The sequence below is a fragment of the Mycobacterium sp. IS-3022 genome, assembly GCF_001500065.1.
Lineage (GTDB): Bacteria > Actinomycetota > Actinomycetes > Mycobacteriales > Mycobacteriaceae > Mycobacterium.
The window spans coordinates 14,156-27,058 of record NZ_LQIN01000050.1; the positions used below are offsets into that span (position 1 = coordinate 14,156).

A 12,903-nucleotide genomic window follows, 5' to 3' on the forward strand; every position below is an offset into this window, starting at 1 on the left:
GACGGACCTCGACCCCGAGGGCCTGGGCATCGACGTCGCCGAGCCGCCCGAGATGGAGGACTCGGAACTGGGCGCGGTGCTCGAGGCGCTGCTGCTGGTGGTCGACACCCCGGCGACCGTCGAGCAACTCGCTTCGGTGGTCGAGCAGCCGCCGTACCGGGTGGCGGCCAAGCTGGCCGCGATGGCGCAGGAGTTCGCCGACCGCGGCAGTGGCATCGACCTGCGCGAGGCGGGCGGTGGCTGGCGGATGTACACGCGGTCGCGCTACGCGCCGTACGTGGAGCGACTGCTGCTCGACGGGGCGCGCTCCAAGCTGACCCGGGCGGCGCTGGAGACGCTGGCCGTGGTCGCCTACCGGCAGCCGGTGACCCGCGCCCGGGTGAGCGCGGTGCGGGGCGTCAACGTCGACGCGGTGATGCGCACGCTGATGGCGCGCGGCCTGATCACCGAGGCGGGCACCGATCCCGACTCGGGCGCAGTGACGTTCGCGACCACCGAGCTCTTCCTCGAGCGGCTGGGGTTGTCGTCGCTGGCCGATCTGCCCGACATCGCACCGCTGCTGCCCGACGTCGACGTGATCGACGACCTCAGTGAAACACTCGACGAGGACCCACGTTTCATCAAACTCAGCGGTGCCCCGGCGCCCGAGCAGCCGCTGTCCTTCGATGTGGACACCGATACGAATGGCTGAATCCAACGGCGTACGGCTGCAGAAAGTGTTGTCGCAGGCCGGAATAGCATCGCGCCGAGTGGCCGAGAAGATGATCAGGGACGGCCGTGTCGAGGTCGACGACCGGATCGTCACCGAGCTGGGCAGCCGCGTCGATCCGGCGGTGTCGGTGATCCGGGTCGACGGGGCGCGGGTGACGCTCGACGACACGCTGGTGCACCTGGCGATCAACAAGCCCAAGGGCATGCATTCGACGATGTCCGACGACCGGGGTAGGCCCTGCATCGGCGATCTGGTCGAGCACCGGGTCCGGGGAAACAAGAAGCTGTTTCACGTCGGCCGGCTCGATGCCGACACCGAGGGGTTGATGTTGCTGACCAACGACGGCGAGCTGGCCCACCGGCTGATGCACCCGTCGTTCGAAGTGCCCAAGACCTACCTGGCCACCGTGCTGGGCGCCGTGCCGCGTGGGTTGGGCCGCGAGCTGCGAAACGGTGTCGAACTCGACGACGGTCCCGCCCGCGTCGACGATTTCGCGGTCGTCGACAAGGTTCCCGGCAAGACGCTCGTCCGGGTGACCTTGCACGAGGGTCGCAAGCGGATCGTGCGACGGATGCTCGCGGCGGTCGGCTATCCGGTGCAGGAGCTGGTGCGGACCGAGATCGGGACGGTCGCGTTGGGCGATCAGCGGCCGGGCAGCATCCGGGTGCTGACGCAAAAGGAGCTGGGCGAGCTGTACCAGGCGGTCGGCCTGTGACGGATCTGGTGGTCGCTGTCGACGGGCCAGCCGGAACCGGAAAGTCAACGGTGTCACGGGGATTGGCACGTGCGCTGCAAGCGCGTTACCTGGACACCGGCGCGATGTACCGGATCGTCACGCTAGCGGTGCTGCGCGCTGGCGTCGATCTGGCGGACGCTGATGCGGTCGCCGCGACCGCCGCGGCCGCCGAGCTGGCCGTCGGGTACGACCCCGATGAGGACTGCTCTTACCTTGACGGAGAAGACGTTTCAACGGAGATCCGCGGCGACGCGGTGACGAAAGCCGTCTCTGCGGTTTCCGCGGTGCCCGCGGTGCGCACCCGGCTCGTCGATGTGCAGCGCACGCTGGCCGCAGGTGAGGGCAGCGTGGTTGTCGAGGGCCGCGACATCGGCACGGTGGTGCTGCCGGATGCGGACGTCAAGATCTTCCTGACCGCATCGGCAGAAGAGCGCGCGCGGCGGCGCAACGAGCAGAACAAGACGACCGGCCTTGCCGATGACTACGAGGCGGTGCTGGCCGATGTCAAGCGGCGGGACCATCTGGACTCGACGCGCGCGGTGTCACCGCTACGGCCCGCCGACGATGCGGTGGTGGTCGACACCAGCGCGATGACGCAACCTGAGGTGATCGAGCACTTGAAGCGGCTCGTGTTGGAGCGAGCGGGAGCGCAGCGATGAGTGACGACGGCACCTGGTCCGACGAAACCGATTGGGAGCGTTGGGCACAGGATTCAGAGCAAGACATCGCCGAAGCGATCGAAGAGGCTGCCGCACCGCCGCCGGTGGTTGCCGTCGTCGGGCGGCCGAACGTCGGCAAGTCGACGTTGGTGAACCGGATCCTGGGCCGCCGCGAGGCCGTCGTGCAGGACGTGCCGGGGGTGACCCGGGATCGGGTGTCCTATGACGCGCTGTGGTCGGGCCGACGCTTCGTCTTGCAGGACACCGGAGGCTGGGAGCCCGACGCGAAAGGCCTGCAACAGCTGGTGGCCGAGCAGGCGTCGGTTGCGATGCGCACCGCCGACGCGATCATCTTTGTGGTCGACGCGGTGGTCGGCGCGACCACCGCCGACGAGGCGGCCGCGAAACTGCTGCAGCGCTCGGGTAAGCCGGTGTTCCTCGCGGCGAACAAGGTCGACAGTGAACGCGGCGAGGCCGACGCGGCCGCGCTGTGGTCGTTGGGGCTAGGGGAGCCACATCCGATCAGCGCGATGCACGGACGCGGGGTGGCCGACCTGCTCGACGGCGTGGTCGACTCGCTGCCGGCAGTGTCGGAGATGGCCTCAGGCGGCGGTGGCCCGAGGCGAGTTGCGTTGGTGGGCAAGCCGAATGTGGGCAAGAGCTCACTGCTGAACCGGCTCGCCGGTGACGAGCGGTCGGTAGTCCACGACGTGGCAGGCACCACGGTCGATCCGGTCGACTCGCTGATCGAAATGGAAGGCAAGCTCTGGCGATTCGTTGACACCGCCGGACTGCGCCGCAAGGTCGGCCAAGCCAGCGGGCACGAGTTCTACGCGTCGGTGCGAACGCACGGCGCGATCGACGCCGCCGAAGTGGCGATCGTGTTGATCGACGCATCGCAGCCGCTGACCGAGCAGGACCAGCGGGTGTTGTCGATGGTGATCGAGGCGGGCCGGGCGCTGGTGCTGGCCTTCAACAAGTGGGATCTCGTCGATGAGGACCGTCGCTACCTGCTGGACCGCGAGATCGACCGCGAACTCGTGCAACTGCAGTGGGCACCGCGGGTCAACATCTCGGCCAAGACCGGGCGCGCGGTACAGAAACTGGTGCCCGCGCTGGAGAAGTCTTTGGCGTCGTGGGATACCCGGGTGCCGACGGGGCGGCTGAACACGTTCCTCAAGGAGGTCGTCGCGGCGCACCCACCGCCGGTCCGCGGAGGCAAGCAGCCGCGAATCCTGTTCGCCACCCAGGCGACCGTCCGACCGCCGACGTTCGTGCTGTTCACATCCGGGTTTCTCGAGGCGGGGTACCGGCGGTTCCTGGAGCGACGGCTGCGCGAGGCGTTCGGCTTCGAAGGCAGCCCGATCCGCATCAACGTCCGCGTGCGGGAGAAGCGGGGGTCTCGCTCACGGTGATTCTTACGGTGATTTGTGGAGTTTGAGCGGCGATAGGCGCCGCTGCCGCTCCACAAATCGCGGCGACTAGCGTTCCTCTGGTGCCCGTCGTCGACATGGTGGTGATCGCGTTGGCCGGCCTCGGAGCGGGCGCAATCAACACGCTCGTGGGCTCCGGCACGCTGATCACGTTCCCGACCCTGGTCGCGCTGGGCTATCCGCCGGTCACGTCGACCATGTCGAACGCCATCGGCCTGGTGGCCGGTGGGGTGTCGGGAACCTGGGGTTACCGCCGCGAATTGCGGGGCCAGTGGAAACGCCTCGCCTGGCAGATCCCGGCATCGTTCGTGGGTGCCGGGGTGGGGGCGTGGCTGCTGCTGCACCTGCCGGAGACGGTGTTCGCCCAGGTGGTGCCGGTGCTGCTGGTCCTGGCGTTGATTCTGGTGGTGGTCGGTCCGCGGGTGCAGGCGTATGCGCGACGCCGAGCCGAGGCGGCCGGACAATCCGCCGAACATGTGTCGCGGGGGCGGTTGGCGGCTGTCGTCGTGGCGACGTTCGCCATCGGGATCTACGGCGGCTACTTCACCGCGGCGCAGGGCATCATGCTGATCGCCGCGATGGGCACCTTGCTGCCCGAGGACATGCAGCGGATGAACGCCGCCAAGAACCTGCTCTCACTGGTGGTCAACGTGGTGGCCGCGGTGGCGTATGCGGTGGTCGCGTTCGACCGGGTCAGCTGGCCGGCGGCGGGCCTGATCGCAGCGGGTTCGTTGATCGGCGGCTTCCTCGGTGCGCACTACGGACGCCGACTTTCGCCCAACGCGTTGCGGGCGGTGATCTTGGTCGTGGGAATGATCGGGCTGTATCGATTGCTGACCGTCTAGACGAGTTAGGTAAGGTTACGCCGAACCGCTTGACCAGAGAGGGGAGCCGGGTGGCCGAACGCCGATTCCGCACCGCGCCGTCTGCCCTCTGCGCGCTGGAGCCGTTCTGGCCCTCGCGGCGGGTCATCGCCTTCGACGAGTGGTGTCGCGCGCGCATCTGATCCGCGCCCACTGTCCGTCTGGTCGCCCTCAGCCCGGTGACCACTTCCGAAAGCAGCCGAACGTATGCGTTCGCTTCTCATCTTCACGCTCGTCGGGGTCGGCGCCCAGTTGGTCGACGGCGCCCTGGGCATGGCCTTCGGCGTCACCGCTTCGACGCTGCTGGTGCTCAGCGGTCTGGGCGCGGCCCAGGCCAGCGCCGCCGTGCACCTGGCCGAGGTCGGCACCACGTTGGCGTCCGGGTTGTCGCATTGGCGGTTCAAGAACATCGACTGGCCGATCGTGTTGAAGCTGGGCGGGCCCGGTGCCATCGGCGCATTCGCCGGCGCAACGGTGCTGTCCTCGCTGTCGACGGAACACGCGGCCCCGCTGATGGCGGGCATCCTCGTGGTGATCGGGGCCTACGTGCTGCTGCGCTTCTCGCTGCGTCACCCCCCGGTGCTGCGCCACGGTGAGACGCCGCATTCGGCGAAGTTCCTCAGTCCGCTTGGGTTGTTCGGCGGGTTCATCGACGCGTCCGGTGGCGGCGGGTGGGGCCCGGTGACGACGAGCACGCTGCTGTCGCGGGGCAAGACCGCACCGCGGACGGTGATCGGTTCGGTGAGTGCCTCGGAATTCCTGGTCGCGGCGTCGGCCTCGGTGGGTTTCGGTATCGGTCTGCGCGAGGAGTTCGTCGAGAATCTGCCGGTGGTCCTCGGACTCGCGGTCGGTGGTGTCATCGCGGCGCCGTTCGCGGCCTGGCTGGTCAGCCGGATCCGGCCGGCGTTGCTGGGGACGGCCGTCGGCGGGGTCATCGTGCTGACCAACAGCCAGAAGCTGGTGCACTACTTCGGTATTCACTGGCCGTGGTCGACGGCCGTTTACAGCTTGATCGTCATCGCTTGGGCCACGGCGCTTTACGTGGCGTGGCGGTATCGGCGGGGACCGCAGCCGGAATCGGTGGGGGCCGAGGCGGCGACCACCGCCAGCGTTGGCCCCTAGATCGCGGCCAGGATGCGGCGGTTGGGACCGCGGCATTGGGCTGAGGTAGCATTTCGACCGCTGCCGCCGACAACGACGGCATCGCGGGCTGTGGCGCAGTTTGGTAGCGCACTACACTGGGGGTGTAGGGGTCGCAGGTTCAAATCCTGTCAGCCCGACTAGTAAACCGCCTGGTCACAGGCGTTTCTCGTCAAGCACCATTTGGTCCGCATAAATCTAGGCAGGCCCTGTAGGTCCGGTGATTGACGAATATGCATGGGGCTCAGTGCGGTCCGGCTTCGGCGATCTTGCGCAAGTGCCCCAGAGGGACTCATATGGCCTACATGGCAGGGCAGCTGGCGTTTCTTGGCGATGGTCGTAGCGCTGATCGGAGGGGCGATCTGGGCGGTGTGGGTAATGCGCAAGCCGCGTCCGCCGCTTGAGGACAACGACGACGAGTGGTGACCCGATTCGCCATGGCGCGGTCGTCGAGGTGAACGTCCGCGCAGCCCTGTTTACCGCCGCGGGCGTGGCGTTGTGCGTCGTCGGTGTCAGCCGCCGCCTCGCGCGAACTCGCTGGAACCGTGATGATGACCGTCGCCTGCTGCATCCGGACGGGCTGACGTCACATGAACATCGCTCACCGGCCCCACCGTCCGGCGGAACGTGGCTCATCGCAACCGGCGCGGTGCTTGTGATCCTCGGGCTCCTGCACATCCTCGACCTCGTCGCGACCCTCCATGAGTCCGGAATCGTCTGACGGGCGATGCCCTGGCGGGTCTTTCCGTCAATATCGCCTACGAAGGCAACCTGGCCGTTTCCGGTACACGGGTCGCCGACTGCGACGTCAAAACGCTCGTCGACATCGTCGGGCGTTCTCACCACCGCTTCGTTACGTTCTCGCCGATCTGCTTGGCAATCCTGACCGCCGAATCAGCGGGGTTAGCGCTGCACGTGTTGACGTCGATGATGACGTTGTTCCTGAGCGCCAGCGCGTGTCCGCAGCCCCACCCAGGGGCAGCGGCGTTCTGCAGAGTTGCGATGGTGCTGAGCACGTCATCGGCGTTGGTGATCGGCCCGACGGACCATTGTGTCCCGCTCTGAAGATGGCTGTACTCGCGGCAGGCCGGCCACTTCTGGGCGGACGCATCGAAGAAAGCGCGGGCTTTGTCCACCAGCGGATACAGCACGACAGCCTGCTTGAGGTAATGCGCGAAGTCATTACCGTCGTTGAAACTCTGATCGCGTTCGGCGCTGAAGCCGCTGTTGGCGTAGACCGGGGCCTCAGCCGCGCCGTCGATGGCCAGGCACTCCGGAGGGGCCATGGTGGCGCTGTTGTCGGACATGGCGGTCTGGGTACTGGTCACCGTCATCTCCGTCGCACCCATCGCGGCGTTCACCTGCTCCGGGGTGAGCAGCAGCTCGACCAATTCACGCTCGACAATGGGACGCGGTATCAACGAACGGGTGGTCGTCGGCGACTGGGCATTGCCGACGCTGTTTGCGCATCCGGCGACCAGGATGCAGATCGCAACACTGAGAGCGGTCGTTGGTTGGCGCATGTGTTCCTCCCCATGGCGGCCGTGTCCAACTGTTCAACGCGTGACGACGTCCCCTGCGTCGCAGTGCCTCGGGACCAATCGTGCAACAAGGCCGTTCACGACTGCGCGAAATTCGCGGTGTTTCTCATAACGATGGGTGCGACGTTCGATAACGATCGGTGCGTCGATCGCTGCTGATCGTGTCGGCGGCAGGGTTGCACTCATTCGTAGGTGTCCGAGAAGCATTTCATATCAACAAGTTTCAGGTCAGATGCGGAGCCGTCGGCTGCGTTGATCACGGCGATGTGGCAGACGGAATTCAATCCGACGATCGGCCGCTGTCATCGGACTCTTTGGAGTCGTCGGAGTCATCGGAATCATCGCCGCCGCGGGAGTCATCGGACTCGTCGCTCGATTCGTCGCGATCACCGGACTCGCCCCGACCGCCGGACTCGTCGAGCCTGTCCGCGAATTTCGTCAGCAGCCGGGCAAGTTCGCGCGCTTCGTGCGGGGCCAGCGAATCATCGAACAACCGCTCGCCATCTTTCGAAGCGCGCTCGAGATAAACCTCGTTCCCCTTCGCAGCGACGTTCCACTGGCCGCCCTCCCGATCTGCCATTGGCTGCCCCTCCGAGTGATGCTTGTTCCTACACCTGTCGCCTACGCTACTTCGTTCTCCCCGGATTGTGAGCCAACTGCTGTAGCGCAAGGGAATCGATCACTTTCCGGCAGCGCGTCAATGTTGGGACCGGTAGGCACGCTCACGGCGTTCACTGATCTCATCAGCGACGTCCACCACCCGGACGAGAGGTATTCACCATGGATCGAGCCGCGCGATCTGCAGCAACAGCGCTGTTGTTCGGTGCCTTGGGGGCGGCCGGCATCGGGCTCGGGATCGGTACCGCCGAGGCGGCGCCGCCCTCGGGCCCCTACACCTGGTGCCCGGGGGACGACCCTCGGGGAGGACCCGGCGGCCCGTTCGTTTCCCCCGGCCCACCGAACTGGGACTGGAACGTGTGCCACAGCTACTACACCGTCAACTGGGGACAGGGAAACGTCTCGTTGACGATCTGGGATGGGCCGAACCCGCCGCCCGACAATCGAGGTCCCATTCTGCCGTGCTCACTACTCGACACCAGAGGTTGCGGACGGTAGGCGTCGGACCCGACGCGTAGTACTACTCAAGCCCGCCGGCGGCACCTCCGGGCATCCTGATTGCATGCCGCTCACCACGCCCGTGTCCGCAGCCGACAGACTCGCCGCCGAAACGCCGCCGGACCGCGACCGCGCCGTCGACGTCGCCCGCCTGGCCGCACTCGTCGTCGTCATATTCGGTCATTGCGCGCTGTTGCTGGCAACCATCGACGGCGGGGGCGTCAGAATCGGCAACATCCTCGGTGAAATTCCCGCACTCGCCCCGGTCACGTGGGTGTTGCAGGTCATGCCCCTGTTCTTCCTGGCCGGCGGTGCCGCGGGCGCGTACGGGTGGCACGCGGGCAAATCGTGGGGCACCTGGTTGTTCGCCCGCGCGCAGCGGCTCTGCCGACCGGTCTTCTGGTACCTCGCGGCCTGGTCGGTCGGACTGCTCGCGGTGCGGTTGACGCTCGGTGCCGAGTCCGCCGCGGATCTCGGCCGCGAATCCGTCGCACTGCTGTGGTTTCTCGGGGTCTACCTCGTCGTGCTCGGGTTCGTCCCGGCTCTGACCCGCCTGTCGACCGGCCGGTCCGTCGCGGTGGTCGTCGGCTGCCTGGTCGCCGCCGCCGCAGCGGTGGACGCGATCCGCATCTCCGTTGGAACCCCGATGGCGGGTGTGGCGAACTTCGTCATCGTCTGGCTGATCCCGGTCGTCTTCGGTGTCGGTTACGCGCGCCGGTTGATCGGCCCGCGCACGGCGCTCGTGGTCTCGGCCGTCGCGCTCACCGCCCAGACGGTGCTGGCGATCGTCGGACCCTACGAGATCTCGCTGGTCGTCACCGGCGCCGAGCACCTGTCAAACGTGTCGCCGCCCACGCTGCTGCTCGCGTTGCACTGCACCTGGATGTCTGGCGTTTTCATCGCCTGCGCGGGGGCGATCCGGCGGTGGGCGGAGCGGCCGCGGGTCTGGTACGTCGTCGCGATCGGAAACGGGGGAGCGATGACGCTGTACCTCTGGCACATCGTGGCGATCGCCATCGCCGCGTTCTCGCTGCATCTGGCGGGCCTCGACGCGTATGACGTTGAGGCATCCGGCTTTTGGCCTCGGCTCGCACTGCGGGCGGTCGTGTTCGCCGTCGTCATGTTCGCGATGTTCCGGCTGCTCTCGCCGCTCGAGCATCGCCGGCTTCCATGGTGGGACGCGCCCGTTGGGGCGACCGGTACGCGCTCGACCGTCGCCGGTGTGCTGATCATGGTGGCGGGCGTCGCGCTGGTGCTGCTGGCCAAGAACGGCCTGACCCCCGGGATGGGGTGGACGATGCTGGGCTGCTTTACCGCGTCAGCTGCGATGGCGAGGGCCACGGCACAGGCTTGGGTCGGGGCCGGACCCGCTGCGGCCACCAGAACCAGCGGCCGAGCAGCGCAGCGATCGATGGTGTCATGAACGCGCGGATCACCAGGGTGTCGAACAGCAGGCCCATGCCGATGGTCGTGCCGACCTGCGCCACGACGGTGAGCGCACTGACCGACATCGAGATCATCGTGAACGCGAAGACCAGGCCCGCCGCTGTCACCACTGATCCGCTACCGCCCATCGCGCGGATGATCGCTGTGTTGATGCCGGCCGGCAGCTCTTCTTTCAACCGCGCGACCAACAGCAGGTTGTAGTCCGCGCCGACCGCCAACAGGATGATCACGGCCATGGCCATGACCATGAACTGCAGTTCGATGCCGAGGATGTGCTGCCACACCAGGATCGACAGGCCGAAGGACGCGCCGAGGGACAACACCACGGTGCCGACGATGACCGCGGCCGCGACGAGGCTGCGCGTGATGATCAACATGATCGTGAAGATCAGCGCGAGCGCGAGGATCGCCGCGATCATCAGGTCGTAGCTGTTGCCTTCCTCCATGTCCTTGAACGAGGCAGCGGTTCCGCCGAGGTAGATCGTCGACCCTTCCCAGGGCGTGCCTTTGATGGCCTCCTTGGCGGCGAGTTTGATCGCGTCGATGCGTTTGATGCCGTCGGCGCTGAGCGGGTCGCCCTCGTGCTGGATGATCATCCGCACCGCGTGGCCGTCGGGCGAGATGAAGTTCTCCATCCCCTTCTTGAACTCTTCGTTGTCGAAGATCTCCGGCGGCAGATAGAACGTGTCGTCATTCCACGCCTCGTTGAACGCGTCGCCCATCTCGGCCTGGTTCTCGCCCAACGCAGCCTGCTGGTCCTGCATCCCGGACTGGCTCGAGTGCATGGTCAACATCATGGTGCGCATCGTCTTCATCGACTCGATCTGCTCGGGCATCAGCGCCAGCAGTTGCGGCATCAGCGCATCGAGTCGCTCCAAGTCCGGCAGCAGTGCCTGGATGTTGTCGGTCATCAGGTTCATGCCGTCGATCGTGTCGAAGATCGACCGCATCGAGGAGCAGACCGGGATGTTGAAGCAGTGCGGTTCCCAATAGAAGTAATTGCGGATCGGGCGCAAGAAGTCGTCGAGATCGGCGATGTAGTCACGTAACTCGACGACATGGGCGGTCATGGTTCGGGTCTTCTCGACCATGCTGTGCGTCGTGGCGTTCATCTCGCCCATCAACGCCATCATCCTGGTCATCGTGTCGATGTTGGTCTGCATCTCGTCGGCCTGCACCAGCATGTCGGCCATCCGGTCCTGCGAGTACTTGCGGTTCAGGTCCTGGTTGACACCGCCGAGGCTCAGTTGCGCCGGGATCGTGCTGAACTCAATGGGTTTGCCGTTGGGGCGGGTGATCGCCTGGACCCGAGAAATGCCCGGCACCCGGAAAATCGCCTTCGCGATCTTGTCGACCACCAGGAAGTCCGCCGAGTTGCGAAGGTCGTGATCGGTTTCGATGAGCAGCAATTCGGGGTTCATGGTGGCGGGAGAGAAATGTCGTTCGGCCGCGGCGAAGCCCTGGTTCGCCGGGAGGTCCGCGGGTAGATACAGGCGGTCGTTGTAATTCGGCTGGTAGCCGGGCAGCGCCAGCAGTCCGACGAGGGACAGCGCGACCGTCGCCAGCAGGACCGGTCCCGGCCAGCGGACGATGGCGGCACCGATCTTCCGCCAGCCGCGAATGCGCATGGCGCGCTTGGGCTCCACCAACCCGAACCGGCTCGCGACGGTGATGATCGCCGGACCCAACGTCAACGCGACCAACACCGCGATCGTCATCCCGACCGCCAGCGGAATACCCAGAGACTGGAAGTAGGGCAGTCGGGTGAACGAGAGACAGAACGTAGCGCCGGCGATCGTCATGCCCGAGCCCAGCACCACGTGAGCGGTGCCGCGGAACATAGTGTGGAAGGCCTGCTCCCGGTCTTCGCCTATCGTGCGCGCCTCCTGATAACGCCCGATGAGGAAGATCGCGTAGTCGGTCGACGCGGCTATCGCAAGCGTGACGAGAAGGTTGGTCGCGAACGTCGACAGGCCGATCAACTCGTGATAGCCCAGGAACGCCACCACGCCGCGCGTGGCCGCCAGCGCCAGAAAGACCATCACCAGCGTGATGAGCATCGTGGCGATCGACCGGTAGACCAGCAACAGCATCGTGATGATGACGGCGAACGTGACGAACTCGATGATCCGTACGCTGCGGTCGCTGGCGATCTGCTGGTCGGCCAGCAGAGCCGACCCGCCGGTCACGTAAACCTTCACACCGGGCGGCGGCGGAAGGCCGTCGACGATCTTCTGGACGGCCTCCACCGACTCGTTGGCCAGCGCCTCGCCCATGTTGCCGGCCAGATACGCCTGGACGTAGACCGCCTTGCCGTCGGCGGACACCGCCGCGGCTTCGGTCAGCGGGTCGCCCCAGAAATCCTGGATGTGCTCGACGTGCGCGTCGTCGGCCTCGAGCCTGTCGATGAGCTCGTTGTAGTACCGGCGCGCGTCGTCGCCCAGCGGCTTTTGGCCCTCGAGGACGATCATCGCCGCGCTGTCGGACTTGAACTCCTCGAACACCTCGCCGACGCGCTTCATCGCGATCACCGACGGCGCATCCGACGGGCTCATGGAGACCGAGCGCATCTGGCCGACGACTTCGAGTTGCGGCACGGTCACGTTCAGCACCGCGATCAGCGCGACCCAGCCGACGATGATCGGAATGGCCAACCGCCGGATCCACTTGGCCAGCGGGGACCGTCGGGAATGCCCGCGCTGTTCACTCAATTCCGTGGTCGGAGTGCTCACCAGGAATTCACCTCGGCGGAGCTCCTCCCATGGTTGTCAGGAATTCAGGCGGACAGAGCCCGCTGTGCGGCGGGCTGGCCTGAGTCGGCGTTTGAACGCGGCTACCAGTTCCAGACTTCGGGCTGGCTCGGTGGGTAGTTCATGCAGACCTCGGTCGCATGCGCGACGACACCCTTGTTGTTGAAGAACAGCTTGGCCCAGTTACCCCACCGGGTCGCCATCTGCTCGTAGAAAACGTTCGTCGCGGTGTTTTCCGAGTACTGACGACGGCCCGCGTAGTCCAACGAGAAGAACCAGTAGATCCGGTCGCGCGCGCCCTTTTGGACATCGAGCGGCCTGTTCTTGTAATCGATCATGTACCGCTCGTAATAGAACGGGTCCTTGTCCCGAACGGCGGCCATGTATTGGTCGACCGTGCAGGTGGTCCTGAGCATCCGGTTCGGGATCGGGTAGTCGTCGGTGGCGTCCGCGGCCGCCGCACCCGGGAAGATCATCGCCGCGCAGCCAAAAGTGGCCAACGCGATG

13 protein-coding genes and 1 tRNA gene are annotated in these 12,903 nt (G+C 66.3%); 10 read left to right on the forward strand and 4 right to left on the reverse strand.

The window, feature by feature from the left end:
* The first annotated feature begins 52 nt into the window (after nt 1-52).
* The 8 genes from scpB (at nt 53) to AU188_RS22785 (ending at nt 6,264) form a co-directional block, all read left to right on the forward strand.
* Nucleotides 53-691 (forward strand): SMC-Scp complex subunit ScpB, encoded by a 639-nt coding sequence (scpB, locus tag AU188_RS22750; protein WP_286137654.1) that lies wholly within the window; start codon nt 53-55, stop codon nt 689-691.
* Nucleotides 684-1,427 carry a pseudouridine synthase gene (locus AU188_RS22755; RefSeq protein WP_059165750.1) on the forward strand — a complete coding sequence of 248 codons (744 nt, stop codon included), beginning with the start codon at nt 684-686 and terminating at the stop codon, nt 1,425-1,427. The genes scpB and AU188_RS22755 overlap by 8 nt, the downstream gene beginning before the upstream one ends.
* Nucleotides 1,424-2,107, forward strand: coding sequence for a (d)CMP kinase (cmk, locus tag AU188_RS22760; RefSeq protein WP_059165751.1), 684 nt, complete (start codon nt 1,424-1,426; stop codon nt 2,105-2,107). The genes AU188_RS22755 and cmk overlap by 4 nt, the downstream gene beginning before the upstream one ends.
* On the forward strand, nt 2,104-3,522 hold the full coding sequence (gene der / locus AU188_RS22765; protein ID WP_059165752.1) for a ribosome biogenesis GTPase Der: 1,419 nt from the start codon (nt 2,104-2,106) through the stop codon (nt 3,520-3,522). The genes cmk and der overlap by 4 nt, the downstream gene beginning before the upstream one ends.
* A gap of 95 nt (nt 3,523-3,617) precedes the next feature.
* Nucleotides 3,618-4,385 (forward strand): sulfite exporter TauE/SafE family protein, encoded by a 768-nt coding sequence (locus tag AU188_RS22770; RefSeq protein WP_059165753.1) that lies wholly within the window; start codon nt 3,618-3,620, stop codon nt 4,383-4,385.
* A 225-nt stretch (nt 4,386-4,610) separates the two neighbouring features.
* Nucleotides 4,611-5,525, forward strand: coding sequence for a sulfite exporter TauE/SafE family protein (locus AU188_RS22775; RefSeq protein ID WP_059165754.1), 915 nt, complete (start codon nt 4,611-4,613; stop codon nt 5,523-5,525).
* 84 nt (nt 5,526-5,609) lie between these two features.
* Nucleotides 5,610-5,683: transfer RNA gene (locus tag AU188_RS22780), tRNA-Pro, on the forward strand.
* A gap of 260 nt (nt 5,684-5,943) precedes the next feature.
* Nucleotides 5,944-6,264, forward strand: a complete 321-nt coding sequence (locus AU188_RS22785) for a hypothetical protein (RefSeq protein ID WP_156426796.1) — start codon at nt 5,944-5,946, stop codon at nt 6,262-6,264.
* A gap of 118 nt (nt 6,265-6,382) precedes the next feature.
* Here the strand turns inward: AU188_RS22785 and AU188_RS22790 are convergent, their stop codons facing one another.
* Nucleotides 6,383-7,066 carry a sensor domain-containing protein gene (locus tag AU188_RS22790; RefSeq protein ID WP_059165756.1) on the reverse strand — a complete coding sequence of 228 codons (684 nt, stop codon included), beginning with the start codon at nt 7,064-7,066 and terminating at the stop codon, nt 6,383-6,385.
* 298 nt (nt 7,067-7,364) lie between these two features.
* A complete protein-coding gene (locus AU188_RS22795; RefSeq protein ID WP_059165757.1) occupies nt 7,365-7,664 on the reverse strand; it encodes a hypothetical protein in 300 nt (99 codons plus the stop codon).
* Nucleotides 7,665-7,864: 200 nt separating this feature from the next.
* On the opposite strand from AU188_RS22795, the gene AU188_RS25125 reads away from it, so the two are divergent.
* Both AU188_RS25125 and AU188_RS22800 read left to right on the forward strand, forming a co-directional pair.
* Entirely contained in the window at nt 7,865-8,200 is a 336-nt protein-coding gene (locus AU188_RS25125) for a hypothetical protein (protein WP_082686755.1), read from the forward strand.
* Nucleotides 8,201-8,264: 64 nt separating this feature from the next.
* Entirely contained in the window at nt 8,265-9,623 is a 1,359-nt protein-coding gene (locus tag AU188_RS22800) for an acyltransferase family protein (protein ID WP_059165758.1), read from the forward strand.
* Here the strand turns inward: AU188_RS22800 and AU188_RS22805 are convergent.
* Nucleotides 9,511-12,378 carry an MMPL/RND family transporter gene (locus AU188_RS22805; protein WP_059165759.1) on the reverse strand — a complete coding sequence of 956 codons (2,868 nt, stop codon included), beginning with the start codon at nt 12,376-12,378 and terminating at the stop codon, nt 9,511-9,513. The genes AU188_RS22800 and AU188_RS22805 overlap by 113 nt on opposite strands.
* A 101-nt stretch (nt 12,379-12,479) precedes the next feature.
* On the reverse strand, nt 12,480-12,872 hold the full coding sequence (locus AU188_RS22810) for a DUF5078 domain-containing protein (protein ID WP_082686764.1): 393 nt from the start codon (nt 12,870-12,872) through the stop codon (nt 12,480-12,482).
* Nucleotides 12,873-12,903 lie beyond the last annotated feature (31 nt).